At 50.2% G+C, this 22,578-nt stretch carries 19 protein-coding genes, 5 pseudogenes and 2 riboswitches; of the genes and pseudogenes, 13 read left to right on the top strand and 11 right to left on the bottom strand.

Going from position 1 to position 22,578, the window contains the following annotated elements; genetic code table 11:
- Positions 1-189: 189 nt before the first annotated feature.
- Positions 190-582: a VOC family protein gene (locus DZE2538_RS14030; protein ID WP_019844866.1), complete on the top strand. Its 393-nt coding sequence runs from the start codon at positions 190-192 to the stop codon at positions 580-582.
- A gap of 53 nt (positions 583-635) precedes the next feature.
- Here DZE2538_RS14030 and DZE2538_RS14025 read toward each other — a convergent pair whose 3' ends face one another.
- Genes DZE2538_RS14025 through DZE2538_RS14015 form a run of 3 tightly spaced genes read right to left on the bottom strand, consistent with a single transcriptional unit; the run spans position 636 to position 1,857 of the window.
- Positions 636-1,166, bottom strand: coding sequence for a DUF4865 family protein (locus DZE2538_RS14025; RefSeq protein WP_227469902.1), 531 nt, complete (start codon positions 1,164-1,166; stop codon positions 636-638).
- Positions 1,163-1,549, bottom strand: a complete 387-nt coding sequence (locus tag DZE2538_RS14020; protein ID WP_038916615.1) for a tautomerase family protein — start codon at positions 1,547-1,549, stop codon at positions 1,163-1,165. The genes DZE2538_RS14025 and DZE2538_RS14020 overlap by 4 nt, the downstream gene beginning before the upstream one ends.
- 2 nt (positions 1,550-1,551) lie before the next feature.
- Positions 1,552-1,857 carry a carboxymuconolactone decarboxylase family protein gene (locus DZE2538_RS14015; RefSeq protein ID WP_019844869.1) on the bottom strand — a complete coding sequence of 102 codons (306 nt, stop codon included), beginning with the start codon at positions 1,855-1,857 and terminating at the stop codon, positions 1,552-1,554.
- Between the two features lie 113 nt (positions 1,858-1,970).
- On the opposite strand from DZE2538_RS14015, the gene DZE2538_RS14010 reads away from it, so the two are divergent.
- Positions 1,971-2,867, top strand: coding sequence for a LysR substrate-binding domain-containing protein (locus DZE2538_RS14010; protein WP_023640442.1), 897 nt, complete (start codon positions 1,971-1,973; stop codon positions 2,865-2,867).
- On the opposite strand, the gene DZE2538_RS14005 is transcribed toward DZE2538_RS14010, so the two are convergent.
- The gene (locus DZE2538_RS14005; protein WP_038916614.1) at positions 2,849-3,631 is read right to left on the bottom strand and encodes an NAD(P)H-dependent oxidoreductase; all 783 of its coding nucleotides are present in this window, start codon (positions 3,629-3,631) and stop codon (positions 2,849-2,851) included. The two genes, DZE2538_RS14010 and DZE2538_RS14005, sit on opposite strands and share 19 nt — an antisense overlap.
- Positions 3,632-3,717: 86 nt before the next feature.
- Between DZE2538_RS14005 and DZE2538_RS14000 the strand changes: the two genes are divergently transcribed.
- The 6 genes and pseudogenes from DZE2538_RS14000 to DZE2538_RS13980 all read left to right on the top strand — a co-directional run bounded on the left by DZE2538_RS14000 (position 3,718) and on the right by DZE2538_RS13980 (position 10,296).
- On the top strand, positions 3,718-4,614 hold the full coding sequence (locus DZE2538_RS14000; RefSeq protein ID WP_038916613.1) for a LysR family transcriptional regulator: 897 nt from the start codon (positions 3,718-3,720) through the stop codon (positions 4,612-4,614).
- Positions 4,615-4,734: 120 nt separating this feature from the next.
- A riboswitch (TPP riboswitch) is annotated at positions 4,735-4,833 on the top strand.
- Positions 4,834-4,900: 67 nt separating this feature from the next.
- Positions 4,901-5,092: pseudogene (locus DZE2538_RS21285) on the top strand (integrase); the annotation flags it as partial.
- Between the two features lie 62 nt (positions 5,093-5,154).
- Positions 5,155-6,287 (top strand): IS3 family transposase gene (locus tag DZE2538_RS13990; RefSeq protein ID WP_152486144.1). Its coding sequence is split into 2 segments (ribosomal slippage): positions 5,155-5,404 and positions 5,404-6,287, totalling 1,134 coding nucleotides; the frame shifts between segments, so codons are not numbered across the junction.
- Positions 6,288-6,587: 300 nt separating this feature from the next.
- Positions 6,588-7,985, top strand: a complete 1,398-nt coding sequence (locus DZE2538_RS13985; RefSeq protein WP_038916610.1) for a 3'-5' exonuclease — start codon at positions 6,588-6,590, stop codon at positions 7,983-7,985.
- On the top strand, positions 7,986-8,660 hold the full coding sequence (locus DZE2538_RS20455; protein ID WP_071603586.1) for a DarT ssDNA thymidine ADP-ribosyltransferase family protein: 675 nt from the start codon (positions 7,986-7,988) through the stop codon (positions 8,658-8,660). It begins immediately after the preceding gene.
- Between the two features lies 1 nt (position 8,661).
- A complete protein-coding gene (locus DZE2538_RS13980; protein ID WP_038916609.1) occupies positions 8,662-10,296 on the top strand; it encodes an ADP-ribosylglycohydrolase family protein in 1,635 nt (544 codons plus the stop codon).
- 422 nt (positions 10,297-10,718) lie between these two features.
- On the opposite strand, the pseudogene DZE2538_RS21410 reads toward DZE2538_RS13980, so the two are convergent.
- A pseudogene (locus DZE2538_RS21410) lies at positions 10,719-10,913 on the bottom strand (recombinase family protein); the annotation flags it as partial.
- A 75-nt stretch (positions 10,914-10,988) separates the two neighbouring features.
- Between DZE2538_RS21410 and DZE2538_RS21280 the strand changes: the two are divergent.
- Positions 10,989-11,818: pseudogene (locus tag DZE2538_RS21280) on the top strand (IS3 family transposase); the annotation flags it as partial.
- A gap of 210 nt (positions 11,819-12,028) precedes the next feature.
- Here the strand turns inward: DZE2538_RS21280 and DZE2538_RS13965 are convergent.
- Positions 12,029-13,274: pseudogene (locus DZE2538_RS13965) on the bottom strand (IS110 family RNA-guided transposase).
- A gap of 82 nt (positions 13,275-13,356) precedes the next feature.
- Between DZE2538_RS13965 and DZE2538_RS13960 the strand changes: the two are divergent.
- From DZE2538_RS13960 to psiE, 4 genes and pseudogenes are all read left to right on the top strand, one after another.
- Positions 13,357-13,656: pseudogene (locus DZE2538_RS13960) on the top strand (integrase core domain-containing protein); the annotation flags it as partial.
- Positions 13,657-13,839: 183 nt separating this feature from the next.
- Positions 13,840-13,939: riboswitch (TPP riboswitch) on the top strand.
- 34 nt (positions 13,940-13,973) lie between these two features.
- Complete coding sequence (thiM, locus tag DZE2538_RS13955; protein WP_038916607.1) at positions 13,974-14,768, top strand: hydroxyethylthiazole kinase; 795 nt, start codon at positions 13,974-13,976, stop codon at positions 14,766-14,768.
- Positions 14,765-15,568 carry a bifunctional hydroxymethylpyrimidine kinase/phosphomethylpyrimidine kinase gene (thiD, locus tag DZE2538_RS13950; RefSeq protein ID WP_038916606.1) on the top strand — a complete coding sequence of 268 codons (804 nt, stop codon included), beginning with the start codon at positions 14,765-14,767 and terminating at the stop codon, positions 15,566-15,568. The genes thiM and thiD overlap by 4 nt, the downstream gene beginning before the upstream one ends.
- Positions 15,569-15,764: 196 nt before the next feature.
- Positions 15,765-16,172: a phosphate-starvation-inducible protein PsiE gene (gene psiE, locus DZE2538_RS13945; protein WP_016943320.1), complete on the top strand. Its 408-nt coding sequence runs from the start codon at positions 15,765-15,767 to the stop codon at positions 16,170-16,172.
- A 185-nt stretch (positions 16,173-16,357) separates the two neighbouring features.
- On the opposite strand, the gene trhP is transcribed toward psiE, so the two are convergent.
- The 5 genes from trhP to mdtD all read right to left on the bottom strand — a co-directional run bounded on the left by trhP (position 16,358) and on the right by mdtD (position 22,512).
- Entirely contained in the window at positions 16,358-17,734 is a 1,377-nt protein-coding gene (trhP, locus tag DZE2538_RS13940; protein WP_038916605.1) for a prephenate-dependent tRNA uridine(34) hydroxylase TrhP, read from the bottom strand.
- 169 nt (positions 17,735-17,903) lie between these two features.
- Complete coding sequence (locus DZE2538_RS13935; protein ID WP_019844877.1) at positions 17,904-18,866, bottom strand: glutathione S-transferase family protein; 963 nt, start codon at positions 18,864-18,866, stop codon at positions 17,904-17,906.
- A gap of 124 nt (positions 18,867-18,990) precedes the next feature.
- On the bottom strand, positions 18,991-19,722 hold the full coding sequence (gene baeR, locus DZE2538_RS13930; RefSeq protein ID WP_019844878.1) for an envelope stress response regulator BaeR: 732 nt from the start codon (positions 19,720-19,722) through the stop codon (positions 18,991-18,993).
- Positions 19,723-19,741: 19 nt separating this feature from the next.
- Positions 19,742-21,100 (bottom strand): envelope stress sensor histidine kinase BaeS, encoded by a 1,359-nt coding sequence (gene baeS / locus DZE2538_RS13925; protein WP_038916604.1) that lies wholly within the window; start codon positions 21,098-21,100, stop codon positions 19,742-19,744.
- 8 nt (positions 21,101-21,108) lie between these two features.
- Positions 21,109-22,512 carry an MFS transporter gene (gene mdtD / locus DZE2538_RS13920; RefSeq protein ID WP_038914396.1) on the bottom strand — a complete coding sequence of 468 codons (1,404 nt, stop codon included), beginning with the start codon at positions 22,510-22,512 and terminating at the stop codon, positions 21,109-21,111.
- Between the last annotated feature and the right edge of the window lie 66 nt (positions 22,513-22,578).

The following is a 22,578-nucleotide window of genomic DNA, read 5'->3' as shown; positions in this document are numbered from 1 at the left end:
GGGGAGTGGTGGTGATGTCATGACGGTAGTGAATAAATAAAAAATCACTTTTAATGAATAAATAAGCGATTTTTATAGATCTGGATCATCTTTTCTCGCTGTTAACGCGATTATGTTGGTATTTCCGCGTCGCGCCGGAGGCGAACGGGAGCGAAAAACCACAAAATTCAATCGCCAGAGGGAGGAAGTATGCTGGATCATCTGAGTATTCCGGTGTCTGATCTACGGCGTAGCCGTCAGTTTTATGAACAGGCGTTAAAGCCGCTCGGTTATGAGCAGGTCAAAGACATGAAATTCGCCGTGAGCTTTGGCGTGTTGATGGGATACGGGCAGTCTTCCGATCCGGGTGGTGAATTCTGGATTTTTCAAGGTGAGCTGTCATCACCGCCGACAACGCATTTTGCTTTCAGTGCCGAATCTCGCGCCGAGGTCGATGCCTTTTTTGCCGCTGCGGTAGCGGCGGGTGGGGTGGATAATGGCCAGCCCGGCGTGCGTGCTCAATATCACCCTGATTATTATGCTGCTTTTGTGCGTGACCCGGATGGCTACAACATCGAAGCGGTCTATCACCACACCGTGTGAAACAGCGGGGTAGCGTTGTACCCCGCTGATGCAATGATGTGGTCAAGATGTGGTTAACAGGCAACGTAACCGATACGGTAGCGCTGTGTGCTGTCACCCGCCGTGGTGGCCGCTGCGGACAAGGGCAAAAAATCCATCTGCAATTGACGCCAGTGGCTGACATCCCATGCCGTCAGCATCGCTTGCGTGTCGCCACTCAGCCAGTCCGGCAGGTGGCTATAAGGCGGAATCGGTGTGATGACACGCTGGGCGATAGCCCCCGCTTTCACCTCGCTGGGTTGCGGTATGTTGCCCGCCAGCCAGCAATCGATCTGCGGCCAGCCAAAGTCTCGCGTCAGCGCGGCAAAACCGGGACTTTGCAAAAATGCCGCCATCCCCTGACTGTGTTTCCAGACATAAAGCGGTGCGTATAGGTTGGCAACCGAGGGAATATCCGGATCGTGACGTTTTGCGTACAGATAGGCTTTAAACAGTAATCCGGCAAACCCGTCCAGCTTCGCCCCATTCCTGGCAATGCGTTGTTCGATCGTATCCATATCGTAGTCCGCTGGCAGGACAAAACTGTATTGCATGACGATCATCATGCCTCCTGTTGATACATGACGCCGCGGCTGAAACTCCAGTCGTCCGGCGTAGTGAACTGGATAACGACCATCACATCATCGGGTGGCAGTGCGAGTTGTGTGTGCAACAACTGTTGCAATCGCCGGTAAAAACCGCGTTTTTGCTCGCGGCTGCGTGGCTTGCCCGCCGTAATGTGAAAGAGCGTATAACGTTCGGAGCGCGTACCGGCCTGATAATGTGATGCGTAATGCAACATCCCGGCAGGTCGCTCTTCGATAACCTGGAAGCGGTCATCGGCGGGAACGTCAAATTCTTCTACCAATGCCTGATGAAACAGGTCGGCAATCTGGTGCAATTCATGCGAGGGACGCCCGGCCTGAACGATAATGCGGGTAAACGGCATGTTTATCCCTCCTGTGACAGGCATTCCAGCGCCGAGACAGCGGCAGGCCAGCCTGCGTAAAACGCCAGGTGCGTGATGGCTTCCACCAGCTCATCATGGTGCAAGCCATTACGGCTGGCGAAATCAAGGTGCCAGGACAATTGGTTCGGGCGGTTCAGCGCTATCAGTGCAGCAACGGTGATCAGGCTGCGGTCGCGTGCAGAAAGGTTCGGCCGCTGCCAGATATCGTCAAACAAGACGTCGTTGCTGAGTTGTGCCAGTTTCGGGGCGACATGTTGCAGTGTTTCGCGGGTAAGCGGCTGTGACATAGCATTCTCCTGTGGTGTTCTGTTCATGGCGATGAAGGGATTGTGTCTTTGTGTTATGGTTTTTAAAATCGAAATATTCAGCACTAATCGTCCTGAAAATCAGGATTAAAAACATGAAAAGACTCGTCACGTTGGATCTGGATGCGCTGCGCAGTTTTGTCGCTGGGGTGGAGTTAGGCAGCTTTGCGCTGGCCGCGCAGCAGCTTAGCCGTTCAACATCCGCAGTGAGCGCGCATCTGAAAAAGCTGGAGCAGCAATGTGATGCCACTTTGCTGCGTAAGGAGGGGCGTCACCTGAAGCTCACGGATAGCGGCGAGATTTTGTTGAATTACGCCCATAAAATTCTGGCGGTCAATGACGAGGCCATGCATGCCGTGCGCGGAGCGCGTGTTGAAGGGGAAGTGCGGTTCGGTATGCAGGAAGATTTTGGTGAAAGTTTGATGCCGGATGTGCTCGGCCGTTTCGCCCGCGCCTATCCGGGGGTACAGATCAGCGCCCGCATTGCCCGCAACCGCGAGCTGTGTGAGGCGATAAGCCAGCAACAGCTCGATTTGGCGTTAAGCTGGCTTGATGAGGAGAGTATGCCGGGTATTGTCGCACTGGCGCATCTGCCGATGCGCTGGATTCGTCATCCCTCGTTTGAGATAGCGGACTATCTGGAGACCGGACGGCCGCTGCCACTGGTGATGTTTGAAGCGCCGTGCCTGATGCGCCGACGGGGAACCGACGCACTGGATAAGGCCGGTATCCCCTGGCGGGTGGTGTTTGTCAGCCGCAGTCTTAGCGGCATCTGGGCGGCGGTGAATGCGGGATTGGGCGTGACGGTACGCTCTGCTGTCGGCATGCCGTCGTCTCTCACAGCAGCGACCCATAACCGGTTGCCGCCATTGCCCGAAATAGGCGTTGCCCTGTTGCAGACGCCCGCCAGTCTGCCCGATGCCACGGCGCGGTTGAAACAACTGCTGGAGGAAGAGCTATCGCACCAGTTGCCTCAGGCATTATCCGTATGAATCGCAAAGCCGCTGCCACCCGGCTGAATCTCCGGTTTTAGCGTTAGCGCCGGGATGGTGTAGTCCCCAGCGTTTTGCCGCCGAAAACGAATGGGTGTGTCATGCCACAGCGTGTCGAGACGCTGCTTCAACGCATCGCAGGTGTGTTGGTAGCGGGCTTCATCCATACGGCTGGTGTGGTAGACCACAAAGGGGGGCATCACCTCAAAACCGGGGTAATACAATATGCCGTGCTGGATGGGAAACAGCACATCATCAATAGGCCCGTTGATGCCGCGAGGTCCATAGTGTGATTCCCACCCTCCGGTGGTGACCAGCAACATGGCGCGTTTGCCTGCCATCATCCCTTCGCCATAGCGATCTCCCCAATGTGTCTGCGAGTGTTCCCCGACACCGTAGGCAAAACCATAGGCGTATACCCGGTCTATCCAGCCTTTCATAATCGCTGGCATGGTGAACCACCACAGTGGAAATTGCAGGATGACGGTGTCGGCCCAACGTAATTTATCCTGCTCGGCGGAGATATCCGGCGACTGTGTTCCTTGTGAGAAAGCGCGCTGCGAATCCAGCGATGGATGGAAAGGCGCATTAGTGTGGGGCTCTGTGTTGTCATCGGCGTCCAGCGTCGTTTTCCAACGCATGGCGTACAGGTCGGACACCTGAATCTGATGCCCGGTGTTTTCCAGATGGCTAACGATGACATTTTTCAGTGAGCCGTTGAGTGAACGGGGTTCTGGATGAGCATAAACCAGTAATACTTTCATTATCGTGTCTCCTTGATTGGCAGGAGCACAGCATAGGAGGTGGTCTGATATAGTTAAAATGAATGTTTACTATATTGGGTATAGCCATGAACAATATTAGGCGGTTGGATCTGAACCTGTTGCTGACGCTGGATGCACTGTTGGAAGAACACAATGTCACCCGTGCCGCGCGACGACTTAACCTGTCCCAACCGTCGGTGAGCGTACAGCTGGCGCGATTGCGCGCTATTTTTGATGATCCGCTACTGTTGCCCGGCCCCAGAGGCATGACCCCCACCGCCAGAGCGGATGCATTACGGGAGCCATTGCGGCTGGCGCTGGAGTCTCTTGAGCAGGCTATTGCGCCTTCCGCGCCGTTTAATCCGGCGACTGCCGAAAATACCTGGCGGATATCGGCGTTCGATTATGGCGAGTCGACGATTCTGCTGCCGGTCATGAACCAACTGCGTCAGGATGCACCCCATACCCGGCTGGCGATTCTGGAAACACCGCCGTCCGCCATGTTGCAGCGAATGGAACAAGGCGATATCGACCTGGCGTTGCATACCAGTGACATGGCGCACCCGGCAATGCGCAGGCGTGTGCTCTTTCGTGAACACTATGTATTGGCTGGCAGGGTTGGACACCCGCAGTTAGGTGGCTCATTAACGCTGGAACAGTTCAGTCAGTTAGAACATGTGATAGTGTCGCCGGATGGCGGTGGTTTTCACGGTACAACCGATGTCGCACTGATGGAGAGAGGGTTAACACGAAAAGTGGTGCTATCAGTGCCACATTTTCTGTTCATGATGTCAGTACTGACCACTACCGACCTTGTAGCGATGCTGCCATCCCGGTTGCTACGCAGCCAGACCGTTCTACAGGTTGCGACAGCGCCTATCGAGCTTCCGGGATTTGAGATGGCGATGTACTGGCATGAACGCTGGCATCGCGATCAGGCACACCAATGGCTGAGGGGATTGATCGCCCAGGCGGCGTTATGAATACCTGTTCAGGTATGAGGTGGTGAAAGGGGGCGCTGAGTGCGAGTTTTAATACAGCTTATTTAGCGCTGTTTCGCTGACGTTGATTGACCTTTTTACTCGATACTCCCAATAATAGCGTTCGTTGACTCGGGGTGCCCCTTTATGAAAAGCGGGCTGAGAAATACCCGTATTACCTGAACTGGATAATTCCAGCGTAGGTTGCCAAGATTCCAATTAGTATTCATGTGGTTACATTTCTTTTTGTCCGTGTGTAATGCACCTAAGATACAAAAAGAGAGTGATCATGAGGTACAAAACTCTGGCATACATGTTTCAACGAAACGGTAATTACTATCTACAAATCCGGCTTTCAAATGGCAGGATGTATAAAAAATCACTCCTTACTGATAGCTATCACCAAGCCTCAGCTTTGATGATTAACATCACTCCGCATATCCCATTTGTTAAATCATTAGCAACTCCGACTCCGATGTTTGAATCGCCACGGGTTTAACAGACACCTCAGAGTCATTTAAAATGGCTTAAAGAGAGGTACACATGAGCAGTAAGCGTTATCCTGAAGAGTTTAAAATTGAAGCTGTCAAACAGGTTGTTGATCGTGGCCATTCTGTTTCCAGCGTCGCAACACGTCTCGATATCACTACCCACAGTCTTTATGCTTGGATAAAGAAATACGGGCCGGACTCTTCCACCAACAAAGAGCAGTCAGATGCTCAGGCCGAGATCCGCCGACTCCAGAATGAGCTGAAGCGGGTTACTGACGAACGGGACATATTAAAAAAAGCCACGGCGTACTTCGCAAAGCTGTCCGACTGAGGTACGCCTTTATCCGTGACAACTCCTGTTGTTGGCCTGTTCGTCTACTCTGTCGGGTGCTGAATGTTCATCCGAGTGGGTTTTACACGTGGCTTCAGCAGCCGCATTCACCACGGCATCAGGCGGATCTCAGACTGACAGGACAAATCAAACAGTTCTGGCTGGAGTCCGGTTGCGTTTATGGCTACCGTAAGATCCATCTCGACCTGCGATGCGGGATTAACCGGGTCTGGTGGCTGATGAATTGTGCCGGGATAAAGGCTCAGGTCGGGTATCGAAGCCCACGAGCGTGTAAAGGTGAAGCCAGTATCGTGACACCCAACAGGCTCCAGCGACAGTTTAACCCGGAAGCACCGGATAAACGTTGGGTAACGGACATAACTTATATCCGAACCCACGAAGGCTGGCTGTATCTGGCCGTAGTTGTTGACCTGTTCTCGCGCAAAGTTATCGGCTGGTCAATGCAACCCCGGATGACAAAAGATATTGTTCTGAATGCGCTTTTGATGGCAGTGTGGCGACGTAATCCCCAAAAACAGGTGCTGGTTCATTCTGACCAAGGTAGTCAGTACACAAGCCATGAGTGGCAGTCGTTCCTGAAATCACACGGTCTGGAAGGCAGTATGAGCCGTCGTGGTAACTGTCACGACAACGCAGTTGCAGAAAGCTTTTTCCAGCTACTGAAGCGTGAACGGATAAAGAAAAAGGTCTACGGAACACGGGAAGAAGCACGCAGAGATATTTTTGATTACATCGAAATGTTTTATAACCGTAAGCTTCGGCATGGTTCGAGTGATCAGATGCCACCGACGGAATATGAAAATCAATATTATCAACGGCTCGGAAGTGTCTAGATTATCCGTGGCGATTCAATTTCCTCTGGTAAACATTAGCTATGTAATTGATGAGATTAAATGGATTTAATTCTCACTAAGCTAAATCACATGCAGCATATAGTTCAATGTTTCGCCATTACGTAATTGAGTAGTTTTAAAAACCAATTAATTAAAAGTTAATCATTATTTTAAATAGATTTTTTTATGTTTAAACATTGAAAATAAGATAATTATGATATATTGAACATTGAACGGATTTGTATCAATTCGTCACAGGTTAAATAATGTATAAAAGAAATAATTTACAAGGATATAACAATGAAAATACTTTCGAATCCTCAGGCAACGCGTGAGCAATTACCAATAGTTAGTAGAAATATTTCTGGGGTTGTAGTCATACGCGGAGCAGCTGGTAGTGGTAAAACCACAAGTGCCTTGCTTCGGTTAACGGCAATTGTAAATGCATTATCTTTTAGACGAAGAATTGATAACGATCAAAGTCCAATTAAAGCTTTAGTTCTTTCTTTTAATAGAACTTTGTCAGGATATATTGATGGATTACTTAATAACAGTATCCAAGCTGGATCCATGCCAGTGCAAGTTGAAAACGATACTTTTGCTAATTGGACGAGACGCTATATTAACACGCCGCTCATTAATGATAATGATCGAGATGCATACTTAACAATAAAATGTACAGGATTGGGTTATGAAACCGATTTTATCCTTGGTGAAATTGATTATTTACGAGGAAGATTTCGTGCTTCTGATTTAGATCGTTATTTAACTGCCGAACGAACTGGCCGAGGTTTATCACCACAAGTAACAAGGCCAACACGGCAAAAGTTAATTGATATTGTACGAGAGTACGAGTCGTATCTTGCGGCTCAAGAAGTAGATGATTGGCATACTCAATGTGAAAAAATGATTAATAGCGAATGCTTGGAGTATGATATAATTGTTGTAGATGAAACTCAAGACTTTTCAGCAAATCAAATAAGAGCGATATTAAACCATCTTAAAGAGGACTATTATCTTACATTTGTAATAGATACTGTACAACGGCTATATCCAAGAGGGTTCACATGGACGGAAACTGGATTGGATATGAGAAATGCAGCTTACTTCAGATTAAATGAAAACCATAGAAATACTGTTGAAATAGCAGCTTTCGCAGCTTCAATAACTCATGGATTAACGGTTGACGATGATGGAAGTATCAGCGACTTTAGGCAGACTACAAGACATGGGCCAAAGCCGATAGTATGTAAAGGATTATATTCTCAGCAGCTTGAATATGCAATTGATTACATTAAACAAAATGTTAATTTAGAAGATGAATCTGTCGCTTTTCTCAAGCCTAAGGGGGGGAATTGGTTTTCTGAAGTTGAAAAGCAATTAAAAGCACATAATCTGCCTTATATAATAATTACTAAAAATAGAGTTTGGCCTATAGGCCAAGAAAATATAGCACTTTCTACGATGAATTCAGCAAAAGGGCTTGAGTTCGATCATGTCATAATATTGGGCCTTAGTATTGCGAATATGCAGCATCAAGATAATGAACATGATGATAAGTTGCAGCAATTAAGACGGCTTCTTGCTATGGCAATTAGCAGGGCTAAAGAATCTGTTGTCATTGGCTATAAAGAATCTGAAAAGTCAGATTTAGTAGATTATTTTACGCAAGGAACTTTTGATGAGGTAAATCTTTAAATGAGTATTCAACAGTATATTGAAGAAAATGCCATTACTGAAGTTCTACATTTTACAACCGAAAGAGGATTAACAGGTTGTGCAAGCCAAAGATTAGTGCTTTCGCGAAAGGCATTAGATGAGGAACAATATTTAAGTCATATCGCTACGCCTGTATCTACTGAGCGTAAAGAAGCACAAGAAACATTTAATAAAGATGAAGATTGGTTGGATTATATTAATTTATCTATAAGTGAAATTAATACGCACTATTTTAGATCTGCCAAAAATAGATTCACATGTTTAGAACGATGGTGGTGCATAATGTCTTTTGATTCGGTAATATTAACCCACCCTGGTGTCTACTTCACAACGACAAATAACATATACACTGGAGTGGTTAGGACAGCTGGGCTTGTAGGGTTACAAGCAATGTTTAATGAGAGAATTATACGCTGGTTTGGTAACACAATAAATCGCAATGGGAGACCTAAACATCTCCCTACTTGTGAGCAAGCCGAAATTTTGTATCCAAATCCACTTAGCATGGAATACTTGAGGTGTGTTTATGTACAAGATAGAGAGCAAGCAGCTTCGATCCATGGAACATTAGTAAGCTTGGGTTTTCAACACGTAAATGTTATTCTTTCACCAGAGAAATTTTCTGGTGTGCCTAACATAATTCCAAGAGGGTAAAATGAACTTACTCAGAGAACAAAAAACCATAAACTCTGCACTATGGGCGGCCGCTGGTGATGCTATCGGATGGATTTCAGAGCTTACTGATGAGAATGGTTTAAGGCACAGAGTTGGAGACACTTACTTGCTTAAACCCGTCGGTTGGAATAGAAAGATTGGGGGGTATACTGGTGTAACAGTTAGCCTTCCTGCTGGTACATATTCTGATGACACCCAGCTAAGATTAGCTGTATCAAGAGCTATTCGGGATAATGGCGAATTTGATATTGAGTCATTCGCAAAAATTGAGCTTCCTGTATGGTTATCATATGCTCTTGGAGCTGGGCGAGCGACAAAATGGGCAGCCAGCAATCTAATGCGAAAAGATACTACTTGGTTTTCAAATTTTTATAAAACCAATGGAACCGAATATATTAATGCTGGTGGTAATGGTACAGCCATGAGAATACAACCTCATGTGTGGAGCTGTAAATATCTATCTAAAAGAAGTTACATTGCTTCAGTTATCAAAGATTCCCTTGTAACGCATGGTAATTTATTAGCCGTTTGTGGAGCGATCCTGCATGCTGACACTCTACAATTTGCATTATTAAATGAACGGCCAGCGGATATCTCTGACCTACAAAATATAATTGAAGACTTTTCATCAATCCCTGAGAGAATAAACAGTATCTATGAATTGAAGAATTTCTGGCTGCCGAATTGGGAAAGTATAAGCCAAAAAAAATTATCTGATGAAATTGAAAGTATTAGGATTGAAACAAAAGATTATCTGTCTAAAGTAATTAATGCTACCAATAAAATTAACGATCCTTCAGAAAAGTATAAGGTTGCAATAGATGTTTTGGATTGCAACAAAGAATCAAGAAGGGGTACTGCAACTAACACAGCTATCGCAAGTGCCGTTTTATGTCATCTTTTCAGAGAGTCATCGCCATATGATGCAATGGTAACTTGTGTTAATGAATTAGGCACTGATACAGATTCTATTGCAAGTATGGCTGGAGCAATTATTGGTTGCTATAATGAAATACCCAAATGGGATATTCAGGATAGTGAATATATCATAAATGAATCAATTCGCCTTAATAATATTTCTAAAGGCGTGGCTGTTAATAATTTTAGCTACCCCAAAATTAATAAATGGCTTGCTCCCCAAACTCAGAGTGATAGTTTGGTAAAAAGTGATACTGGTAACTATTATGTATTAGGACTTGGGCATGCTAATCCTTTAAAAAATGAAAGCTGGCAAACAAAAACACACCGTTGGCAGTGGCTAAAACTAAGTTTTGGTCAAACGATTTTAATAAAATGCAAGATTGGCGACTTGAAAACTATTAAGATACCAGAGCTTCGCAATAGTGAACCAATGCCTAAAAATGAAAATATCACTGCTACCAAGTTAGCTAAACCAATTGAACGTGAATTACAAGGTAGCTTCGATTATGAAATTAAAAAAAGCAATGAGTTAGATCTCGATGAAGTTACAACTCTACTAATTAGAGAGGGCTTCGATGAAAAAAGAATAGGGCACTTTCTCATAGAGCTTGCTGATAAAAAAGGTCTTGAGGCATGTATTGCTTATGCAGCAATTATCGGCAAGGCCTTCATCACCAGGAAGAAAAAACAGTAAATTATATTATAAGCCCAAAGAAAAAACTCTCTGGGCTTAATCATTTCAACCTATCTTGAGCGATTAAGTTTAATTTCTTTACAAAAAAATTAAAGGCAATTTCTCATAATATTATGCTGAGAAAATTTAATAGACTGTAAGATTTTAATTGTTGGGTTATAAACCATGTTATTCAATTTGTCTTAATATAGTTATTTAAAAAAACATGCTAAATTGCGACATTCCTAATATGTTTTTTAAGCTTGATTTAGTGTTGCGAGCTGCCTTGATTGTTTATTGCTATACTTTATAATTAATCGCAATACAAAAATTAATATACTGTGGTCAGTTTCACCGATTTATTTACAGGCTTATTTTAGATATCGAGTGGATTTGAACTGTACTAAACTGCAAGCCTTTTTCCTTTTCCTCCTCCCGCTATATCAGCGTTCATTGCCGCTAAGACTGGCGAGCATTTCTTTCTTCACACGAAACACTGTAGCCCTCCCGCAATCACAAAGTTTTGCGATCTCGTCAGGTGTGTTCTTCTTGGCCTAGAGCATCGCAATAATCTTACTGTGCAGTTCTTTGTTCTTTTGCTTGCCCTTGTACTTTTTAGCCTCTTTAGCAATAGTGACCCTGACCCAAAATCCTGCTCCATTCAGAAACAGAATTCCGGCATGATAATGACTCCCTGAACGGAGGTTGTGCCGATGAAAAAGTCGCGATTCACCGAAGAACAGATTGTGTTTGCCCTGAAGCAGGCTGAATTGGGTACGCCGGTGCCGGAAGTCTGCCGCAAGCTGGGGATTTCTGATGCCACTTTTTATACGTGGCGTAAAAAATACGGTGGGATTTCACCGTCAGAACTCAAGCATATGCGACAGCTTGAAGAAGAAAATCTGCGGTTGAAGAAGCGGGTTGCCGATCTGAGCCTCGATAAAGCGATGTTGCAGGATGTCCTCGCAAAAAAGAGCTGACGCTGGCACGTCTGCGCGAATGGGTCAGGGATTTACAAGCGCGCTACGGTGCCAGTGAGAGACAGGTCTGTTTTGCATTGCGGATCAGTCGTAGTTCGTTTCGATACCGTTCTGTCGCCGCTGATGACAGTGCGCTGCGCCTGCGCATTCGTGAGATCACTGAAACCCGGGTGCATTACGGCTACCGACGGGTACATGTGATGCTCAGGCGCGAAGGCTGGCGTGATAATCACAAGCGGATCTACCGTCTTTACAGCCAGCAGGGGCTATCGTTACGTCTCAAGCGGCCACACCGCAACAAATCTGCCCAGCGGCGTCAACCGCAAGCTCAGGGGTTATATCCGAACCCTGTGTGGGGTATGGATTTTGTCTCTGATGCCTTGTTTGGCGGACGTCGATTACGCCTGCTGACCGTTATCGATCTCTACACGCGCGAGTGTCTTGGGATCTGTGTGGGACAGAACCTTCGTTCAACAGAGGTCGCTGAGATGCTGAACCATATCGCCAGTCATTGCCCGTTGCCTCAGTTGCTGAAAACCGACAACGGACTACCGTTTGAATCAACAGTTTTTGCGCGCAAGGATCCTGCCATCTAATACAACGGCGATGGTTCATTGTTGTATCCGATATCGCTCATCTCCTTTCGGCTTATAAATATGCTTACCATGACATACAAGGGTCCGAATGGCCCGACAGGACTTAACACAGCATTTTGGAAACCATGGGCGTTGAGCATTATCTAATGGTCGCGATGCGCCTTACGGCCCGTTGAATCACGTCCCATGGCTTATTTCATCATACCCTTTGTAATCAATATCCTGCTTTACAATTGCATGCGCCACTCTGGCGACTTTTGTTGCTACAGCCGTCATGGCTTTTCTTTTCTGATCTGGCTTATCGCCATTTTCCCGAATATAACGTTCATATTTGTAGCGGAAGCTGTTTTCTCTCGTTCTTACGGCTACGGTGGCGGCAAGCCAGAAGGCATATCTTAACCGCGCATTTCCACGCTTCGACAATCTGTAACCACTGTGCTTTTGCCCGCTCTGGCTGGCGGAAAGATTAAAACCGCAAAAGTTGAGGTACTGCCGGTAATGAGCGAAACGTGTCAGATCACCGCTTTCAGCAATTATCATAAGGGCAATGATGGCGCCAATACCAGGGATCGTACGTAAGTGCCTGTAGTCACTCCGTTCCTGTAAATAATTTTCCGCCTGCTTTTCAAGCTGCAATCGCTGTGCCGAAAGCCCGACATAACGATGAAGTTGTAATCTGAACGTGGTCACGGCCAGAGAATCTTCTGACAACGGTAAGGCAATGGGATCCGCAGCAACATCATAGAGATGTTCAAGAAACTGCTGTTTATACTGTTTCCTGCCAACAACATCCCATGACTGTTTTACAAACACATCCCGGTTCAGTGATGTGATACAAGACGGTGTAGGGAAGTGAAGTAAAAACTGACAGAACCACTCTGCCCGGGACATATGCAGAAATTGCTCAGCCTCGGGGAAATAAAGGGTCAGATAGTGGTTAACCAGGCTGTTCAGGCATCGGGTTCGGGCCAGAGTAACCTGATGGTATGTGTTTGATATCTCATGTATATCGATAATGCCGTTCGCCAGAGGATCATAAAATGGTGAAGATAATCCCTGTTCGAGCAAATACATAATGACACTGGCATCTTTGCGATCATTTTTATCCCAGGTCTTAAACAGCATCTCACGTGCTCGCGCACATCTGACAGATGAAACAAGATGGCATTTTACGCCCTGCTTATGTAACCACTATGCGATGTTACGGTGATAATCAGCGGTAGGTTCAAAGGCCGCGATAATATCATTATGGGGGGAAGCGGTGAGCGCAAGTAATCGGTTGAAGCCTTCCAGTGTATTTTCAATACGCAGGAAAGATGTTCGTCCACCCGGGTGTCGAATTTTTGCATCATGATGTTTTTTAGCGATATCCAGGGCAAATCAGTGTCCCCGACAGGCTGGTGTTACTGACAAGAGTATTCATTGATTTTCTCCACTTGTGACAGGCATTACAAGTTGTAGAAAATGGCTGAGTAAAACGCGAACTGGATGCATTCAATAGGTATCATGGCTCTGAATTTGCAGGAAAAATGCTGGATAAATGGGTTTACGAACGGGGTATCCGCATTGATTTTTCCCGGCCGGGAACACCGACGGACAATGCCACGGTGGAATCCTTCAACGGCAGGTTGCGGCAGGAATGCCTGAACGAGAACGGGTTCATGTCTCTGGAGGATGCACGGTGCAAAATCGAAGCCTGGCGCATACACTATAATCAGGGATGTCCCCATTCTGCGCTGGGCTGGATGACGCCATCCGAATTTGCTCAAAAATCTGTCGGTTGCCAGAATATGCAGTCATCCTGAAGTCGAGAATTTCTGATTATGGGTGGATCAGATTCGGGGTCAGGGTCAATCATGCCGGAATTCTGTTTCTGAATGGAGCAGGATTTTGGGTCAGGGTACAATGCTCAGTAATGAGATTCGTAAAAACAACCATAGACAAACAAGAAAACTTACATAACTCACTAATTAATAAAGAAATGTAATCACCACGACTCGGGGTGCCCCTTTATGAAAAGCGGGCTGAGAAATACCCGTATTACCTGAACTGGATAATGCCAGCGTAGGGAAGTCACGGTATCCCACCGGTACCGCCTTCTTTCACGCCGGTTGGGAGGTTTATGAACGCTCGACCTGTACTTTTCCCTGCCGCGTCCGTCGCGGATTCTCTCGATGCTTTCCGTTTACGCGCACCGCTGGTGCATTGCCTTACCAATGAGGTGGTGCAAGGGTTTACCGCCAATGTGTTGCTGGCGTTAGGCGCTTCGCCCGCGATGGTGGTCGATGCCGGTGAAGCCGCGCAGTTTAGTGCGTTGGCCGATGGGTTACTGATTAATCTGGGGACGCTTGAGGCCGACCGCGCGCAGGCGATGCGCGCCGCGGTAACCAGCGCCGTCAACGCCGGTACACCCTGGGTGCTAGACCCGGTCGCGGTCGGTGGCCTGCGTTTTCGCACTGAATTTGCCGTTGAATTACTGGCGATGAAGCCAGCGGCTATCCGTGGTAACGCCTCCGAAGTAATGGCGCTGGCGGGCGAACAGTCCGCCGGACGTGGCGTGGACAGCGGCAACGATGTGCTGGCGGCCTTGCCTTGCGCCATTGCACTGGCACAACGCTGGGCCACTTGCGTGGTGGTCACCGGCGAGGTGGATTATGTGACCTACGGCGATCGGGTGCTGGCGATACCCGGCGGCGACCCGCTGATGACCCGGGTGGTTGGCACCGGGTGTGCGTTGTCGGCGGTGGTCGCGGGCTTCTGTGCACTGGATGGTGACCGCCTTGGTCATGTGGCCGCTGCCTGTGCGGTGATGTCTCACTGCGGGCAACAGGCCGCGGTGCAGGCACGGGGGCCGGGAAGTTTTATTCCTGCGTTTCTGGATGCGCTTTATACCCTGAAGCGGGAGGCGCTGGTATGAAACGTATCAACGCGCTGACGATCGCCGGTACTGACCCGAGCGGTGGTGCCGGTATTCAGGCTGACCTGAAAACCTTCTCGGCACTGGGGGCGTATGGCACCAGTGTGATTACCGCACTGGTGGCACAAAATACCCGTGGTGTGCAGTCGGTTTACCGCATTGAGCCGGCGTTTGTCGCAGCCCAACTGGATTCGGTACTGAGCGATGTCCGCATTGACAGCGCGAAAATCGGCATGCTGGCACAGACGGATATTGTGGAAGCGGTGGCAGACCGGCTGTTGCGTTACCCGGTGCCTTATGTGGTGCTGGATACGGTGATGTTGGCCAAAAGCGGTGATCCGCTACTGGCGGCGGAGGCAGTGGAGGCGGTGCGTCAGTTGCTGTTGCCGCGCGTATCGTTGATCACGCCTAACCTGCCTGAAGCGGCGGCGCTGTTACAGTGCGCACCTGCTGACGATGAGCACGGGATGCGCCAGCAAGGCGAAGCGCTATTGGCGATGGGGTGTCAGGCGGTGCTGATGAAAGGCGGGCACCTGAGCGACCGGGAAAGCCCAGACTGGCTGTTCATGCCACATGCCGAGCCTGTCCGGTTAAGCACGCCGCGCGTGCACACCCGACATACACACGGCACCGGTTGTACGTTGTCGGCGGCGCTGGCAGCGTTGCGACCGCGCCATAATAACTGGCTCGACACCCTGTCTGCTGCACGAGCCTACCTGCAAGGCGCGCTGGAGCAGGCTGATTCGCTGGAAGTCGGCCACGGCATCGGTCCGGTACACCATTTTCACCGCTGGTGGTGATGATGGCAGCCTGAGCAAAGCGATAAGAAAACCAGATAAGTAGTAAAAAATATTGCATAGACAGCTCGCTGATGACCCGGTAGTTTTGTGATCTCCGTCAGGTTATTGCCAGATGGCGACACTGACGTCTCCCAGGTCTTCAGGGGCTGTTTTTTTGGGGCGTATTTTCTCTGAATCTAGTGTTAAGGAGAGGCTTATGGCGGGGTCTGCGCGTGCGGTCATGATTGCCAGAGGATTACAGACGATACTCAATTTCGGCCTGCTGGTGCTGGCGGCGATTCTGGTGGTTTTCCTGGCTAAGGAAACCTGGCATTTGGCGACGGTACTGCTGGTCAGTAATGAAAAAGAGTCGTCGTATATGCTGATCGAAAGCCTGGTGATTTATTTCCTCTATTTTGAATTTCTGGCGCTGATCGTGAAGTATTTTCTCTCCGGCTATCACTTCCCGCTGCGCTATTTCATCTACATCGGTATCACCGCGATTGTACGGCTGATTATCGTCGATCATAAAAATCCGGCGGATACCTTCACCTATGCCGGGGCGATCCTGATTTTGGTGATCACGCTCTATCTGGTAAACAGCCCACGCCTCAAACGTGAATAGCGCGCAAAGAAAAAGCCAGCTCAAGGGAGATTGAGCTGGCCAAGGAGGTGGTTCCTAGTAGCATTACTACGCTTATTTTTCGTTTTGTATTTTCTCAGCGCTGCAATAATAACCAGTCACCAGTGCCATTGATGTGATCTGATTCTAAAAAATGTCACAATTGGCACGATTGTGTCACTTTTTTGCTATTTTGCATGCGGGTTGCGGGTGGTTGTCCCCGACAGGTTGCGCAGCAGTAACGCGTATTCCAGGTCGATATCGTCCGGTACCGGCAGATACACGGTGTGGCCGTCACCCGGCGCTACCTCGACAGCCTGACCTTTTTTATTGAGCAGGGTATCGATAGTGAACTGGACGTTGCCGCCCGGCGTCATCATTTCCACGCTGTCGCCGCGAGAGAACTTGTTCTTGACCGCCACTTCCGCCAGACCATCGCGCCGCTCGCCGGTGAACTCCCCGACAAACTGCTGCTGGTCAGACACCGAGTAACCGTAGTCGTAATTCTGGTAATCCTCATGAACGTGGCGGCGCAGGAAGCCTTCGGTGTAACCACGGTGCGCGAGGCCTTCCAGCGTTTGCAGCAACGTCGGGTCAAACGGTTTACCGGCGACAGCGTCGTCGATAGCGCGGCGGTACACCTGTGCGGTGCGGGCACAGTAGTAGAACGACTTGGTGCGGCCTTCGATTTTCAGCGAGGCGACTTGCATGTTGGTCAGGCGTTCTACGTGCTGAATGGCGCGCAGATCGCGTGAGTTCATGATGTAGGTGCCGTGCTCGTCTTCAAACGCGCTCATGTATTCGCCCGGTCGCTGTTTTTCTTCCAGCATGAAGACCTTATCGGTCGGTGCGCCGATGCCTAGCGTGGGTTGCGGCTGAGCGCTGTCTATCTGGGTAACCGCAATCGGCTCGTGGATATGCACGATGTTGCCCACCGCGTCTTCTTTACCTTCCTGCACGTTGTATTCCCAGCGGCAGGCATTGGTACAGGTGCCCTGATTCGGGTCGCGCTTATTGATATAGCCAGACAGCAGGCAGCGGCCGGAATAAGCCATACACAATGCGCCGTGAACGAACACTTCCAGCTCCATTTCTGGCACCTGGTGGCGGATTTCCTCAATCTCTTCCAGCGACAGTTCGCGTGACAAAATCACCCGGCTGAGCCCCATCTGCTGCCAGAACTTCACCGTCGCCCAGTTGACCGCGTTGGCCTGTACCGACAGGTGAATCGGCATCTGGGGGAAGTTTTCCCGCACCAGCATAATCAACCCCGGATCAGACATGATCAACGCATCCGGGGTCATGTCGACCACCGGTTGCAGGTCACGCAGGAAGGTTTTCAGTTTGGCGTTATGGGGGGCGATGTTAACCACCACATAAAATTTCTTACCCAGCGCATGGGCCTCATTGATGGCTTGCGCCAGCGTCTGGTGGTTGAATTCGTTATTGCGCACACGCAGGCTGTAGCGAGGCTGGCCGGCATAAATTGCATCAGCGCCATAAGCAAAGGCGTAACGCATATTTTTCAGCGTACCGGCCGGAGAGAGTAATTCCGGTTTAAACATGGTGGTTTCTCAAGTCTGATCACAGGTCAGGCTGTTCCTGGGCGGGAACAGTAAAGGCGGCAGATTCTAACGCCAACGGCGGGAAAAATCAGTAGTCGGCTTACAGAAAGTACGTCTATTGATGGGCATGATGCTTCACGGCCAGCGTTTCTCTGGCCGTGAATGAAGATTAGAGGGAGCGAATACCGGCTGAGGGGCCAATCAACTCACGCTGGTGTGGGCGTTCGAAGTCCACGAGTGGCCCTTTTGCAATAATACCGGTCGGGTTGAGCCAGCGAATGCTGTAGTAACCGGCTTTGATGTCGTCCAGCCTGACGGTGTCTTTGACCCCCGGCCACTGATACAGCTCGCGCAGATAGCCGGAAAGGTGCGGATAATCCTCCAGTCGACGGATGTTGCATTTGAAGGCACCGTGGTAAGCCGCATCAAAACGCACCAGCGTCACGAACAGTCGCCAGTCCGCTTCGGTCAGGGTGTCGCCCGCCAGATAGCGATGGTGTGCCAGGTGGGCTTCCACGGTATCCAGTGCTGCAAACAAGCTCGTTACCGCCTGGTCGTAGTGCGCTTGTGTTTTGGCAAAGCCAGTCTTATACACGCCGTTATTGATGTTGTCGTAAATCAGGCTGTTCCAGTGGTCGATTTCCGCCCGCAGATCCGTTGGGTAGAAATCCAGACGGTTACCGGTCAAATCATTAAAGTCATGGTTAAGCAGGCGGATGATTTCCGACGACTCGTTATTGACGATACGGCCTTCTTTGCGGTCCCACAGTACGGGAACCGAGACTTTCCCGGTGTAATGCGCGTCACTGGCGGTGTAAAGCTGGTGCAGGTAGCGCACCGGCGCGACGTGTTCGCCAGCATCCTGCGGAGTACTGAATTCCCAACCCTGTTCGCCGATACGGGGATCCGCGACCGACAAAGTGATCACGTTGCCAAGATCTTTCAGGTTACGGTAAATCGTTGTACGGGAGGCCCACGGGCAAAGATACGAGACAAATAACTGATATCGTCCCGCCTCCGGTATCAGCTCGGTGGCACGGAATCGGGTTTCCTGACGATGGAAAGCCCCGCCTTTGATTTCTTCGGCCGCTACATCGCCATCGACCCACTTGCCATTGACTAATCCCGACATGTTTACCCTCATTATCATCATTTTTGTCTGTGATTATGCTAGCAGCCACGAGCCAATAGAAAATTGCAAATTTTTAACCGAGTCAGACAGTTTCTTTGACTGCGTACCCCAATGGGCGAGGGCGTTATATTTCCTGACTGGCGGCGGCTTCCCAGCGATAACCAATGCCATAAACCGTGCGGATGAACGAGGTTTCCCGGTCAAACACTTCCAGCTTACGGCGCAGATTCTTGATGTGGCTGTCGATGGTACGGTCAGTCACCACCCGGTAATCGTCGTACAGATGATCGAGCAACTGCTCGCGTGAAAAAACGCGCCCTGGTTCGGCTGAGAGGGTTTTTAACAGCCGGAATTCGGCGGGCGTCAGTTCCAGATGACGGCCGAGGTAACTGGCCTGATAACGATTCTGGTCAATCAGCAACGCGGGTAAGACATCATTCGGTAGCGGTTCATGCTGCCAGCGACAGCGGCGCAACAGGGTTTTCACCCGGGCGACCACTTCACGCGGGCTGTAGGGCTTACAGATGTAATCGTCGGCACCGATTTCCAGCCCAAGCAGTCGGTCAATTTCTTCGGTACGTGCGGTGACCATAATGATCGGCACATTGGAAAAACCGCGAATGGCGCGGCAAAGCGTCAGGCCGTCACGGCCCGGCAGCATCAGGTCTAACAGAATGAGCTGGCAGGGGTGTTCACGTACCCAGGGTTCGACCTCTTCTCCCTGGGTCAGCCAGTGGGTGCGATAACCAGATGCCTGCAGGTAATCCACCAGTAACTGGGCCAGTTTGGGCTCATCTTCAACGATCAGCACCGGCAGGTTTTCATCACCCGTCGTTGCAGGAGAGGAGGCGGTCATGTCGATGTCAGTTCCTGTATCAGGATAGGTGCAACGGGAGCTCGACGGTGATTTGTACGCCGCCAAGCGCTGAATGATCAGCATACAGGCGTCCATCGTGCGCCTCAACGATCTTGGCGCAAATGGCTAACCCCAATCCGGAGCCGCCGCTGGCACGGTTGCGCGAGCTTTCCGCACGGTAGAAACGCTCGAAGATCAGCGCCAGTTGTTCATCGCTGATACCGGGGGCGCTATCACGCCAGTGAATAATCAGCCGCTGCGGACGTAGTGCGGTCTCCACTTCCAGTTGCCCGCCATCGTCCGTGTAACGCAGGCTATTTTCCATCAGGTTGTTGAACAACTGATTCAGACGGTCCGGGTCGCCAAATATCACCGCTTCAGGATGAAGATGCGTGGTCAGTTGAATGCTTTTGTGTTGAAAACGCTCTCTAAACGCCGCCACAGATAACTGTAGCAATGCGCTGGCATTGACGGCCGACTTACGGTAAGCCAGTGCGCCCAGGTCAGATAACGAGAGTTGATGAAGATCGTCCACCAGCTTGGTCAACAAAGCGACCTCTGCTTGCAGCGAGCTAAATGCGGCGCTATCGGGCCGTCGCACGCCATCCTGCAAGGCTTCCAGTTCACCACGTAACACCGCCAGCGGCGTGCGTAATTCATGGGAGACATCTGCCATAAACGCCCGGCGTGACTGCTCGTTTTTCTCCAGCGCTGAGGCTAACTGGTTAAAATCTTGCGATAGCCTATCCAGTTCATCGCGCCCGCTGGCGGTGACCCGGGTACTAAAGTCGCCGCCAGCCAGTTGATGAATACCGTTGACCAGTCGTTTGACCGGTGCCAGCAGGCCACGGGACATCATCCAGGTCACCACGGCTGCCAACAGAGTAGTAAAGGCGACGATCAGCCAACTGGTGCGCTGTTGCTGGCGATCGAAACTGATATCGGCGCTACGGGTCAGCCCTTCTACTGGTGCTGCCACCAGCCAGCCAACGACGCGTTTTTTCGCCATCAGCGGCTGCCAGGTGCTGCCCGCAGGCATTGGAATCGGTGGGCCTATCAGGCGACGGCGGTTCTCATCCGTCACCCAAAACCGGGTACGCCAGCCTTGCATCGCCTCGTCGTTATTCTGCTCCATTGCTCGCAGCATCGGGAAAATACCGCGTTCGGTATTTTGCAGAAAATCCCAGTTGCCGTACTGCTGGTACTGATCTTCCAGCCAGCCACGAATCTGTACCACCCGCTGTTCGTTACCACGGCGGATATAGTCGATAAACCCTTTCTCAAAACTGAGCCGGACACCGAAATGCATGATGATTAGCACCAGCATACAGGTGGAGAAAATGGCCAGAAACAGTCTGGCGGTAATGCCGAATCTCATCATTCACCTCATGAAGGGCGCGTCAGCGTCGCCTGCTGAACGGTATCGGGCGGCACCCGGTTGAAAATCAGCGCTGGGAATGCCATCACCGCCGCCATGCACAGATAGGTATACAGGAATACGGTGTGGGTTTCCGGTGTACCGCTCACCAGATGCTGATTGGCAAAAATGCCCAGCAGCAGCCCGGCGATAGTCACCCCCATACTGGTGGAGAGCTGCATTGACATCGACAGCAGGCTGTTACCGCCGCTGGCCAGGTCGTCCGGCAGATCTTTGAGCGTCAGGGTATTCATAGTGGAAAACCGGATGCCGTTGACCATACCGACCAACAGCAGCACCACCGGCGTCATCCAGTGCCAGTTCAGCAGTGCGACCAGCGCGAACAGCAGCGTAGCCAGCGCCAGCGTCAATGTCGAAGCTATCAGCACCACACGGTAGCCAAACCGGTTAACGATCAACACCACAATCCGTTTCATCCCCATATTGCCCAGCACCAGCGGGATCATCATCATCCCGGCATGAAACGGTGTGTAGCCCAGACCAATTTGCAAAAATACCGGGGTCATAAACGGCAACATGCCGCTGCCGATGCGTGCCAGCCAGCCGCCGAACAGACCGATACTAAAGCTGCGGGTATCAAATAAACGCAGATTGAACAGCGATTGCTCGTTGTCTCTGGCGTGCCACCAGTACCCCAATAGCGCCAGAACGCCGGTCAGCACCAGTGCGCTCAACGCTAAGGCGGACAACCCCAGGCTTTTCTGGCCGTCTAGCGCCAGTGTCAGGGTGCCCATGGCGATCACCAGACAAACAAAACCGAGAAGATCAAAGCGACGTGGTGGCATGGTGAAATTGGGCATCAGCCACCAGGTGGCGAAGGCACCCACCAGACCCACCGGGATATTAATCAGGAAAATCCAGTGCCAACTGGCGTACTGGACGAGAAAACCGCCAAGTGTTGGCCCCATCAGCGGGCCTATCTGCCCCGGCAATGTCACGAAGGTCATTGCGGCCATGTATTGATCGCGTGGCACCAGCTTCATGACCGTCAGGCGTCCAATCGGCACCATCATGGCACCGCCAATGCCTTGAATCACGCGGGAAAACAGCAACTCGTTGAGGGTGGTGGAGCGGGCGCAAAGCAGTGAACCAAGGCTAAACAGCATAATGGCGGAGAAGAAAATATTGCGAACGCCAATCCGGTCTGCCAGCCAGCCGCTGGCAGGCAACAGCATGGCGACTGTCAATACATAGGCGACGATCACCGCATGCATCCGTAGCGGGCTTTCATTCAGGCTGACCGCCATAGAAGGCAAGGCTGTGTTGACGATGGTGGTATCCAGCGCTTGCATAAAAAAGCCGAAGGCGACAATCCATAATTGCCAGCGAACGGAAGCGGGCTGATGGGTCATGCGTGGTATTACTCCCGGGAATATCCTGTCCCTTGCAGGCGCCGGGGCGAACCCCGGCGACGATTA

This window comes from Dickeya zeae NCPPB 2538 (assembly GCF_000406165.1).
In the GTDB taxonomy this organism is placed as follows: Bacteria; Pseudomonadota; Gammaproteobacteria; order Enterobacterales; family Enterobacteriaceae; genus Dickeya; species Dickeya zeae.
Note: the sequence above shows the minus strand (reverse complement) of the source record. Positions and strands in the feature narration are given on the sequence as shown.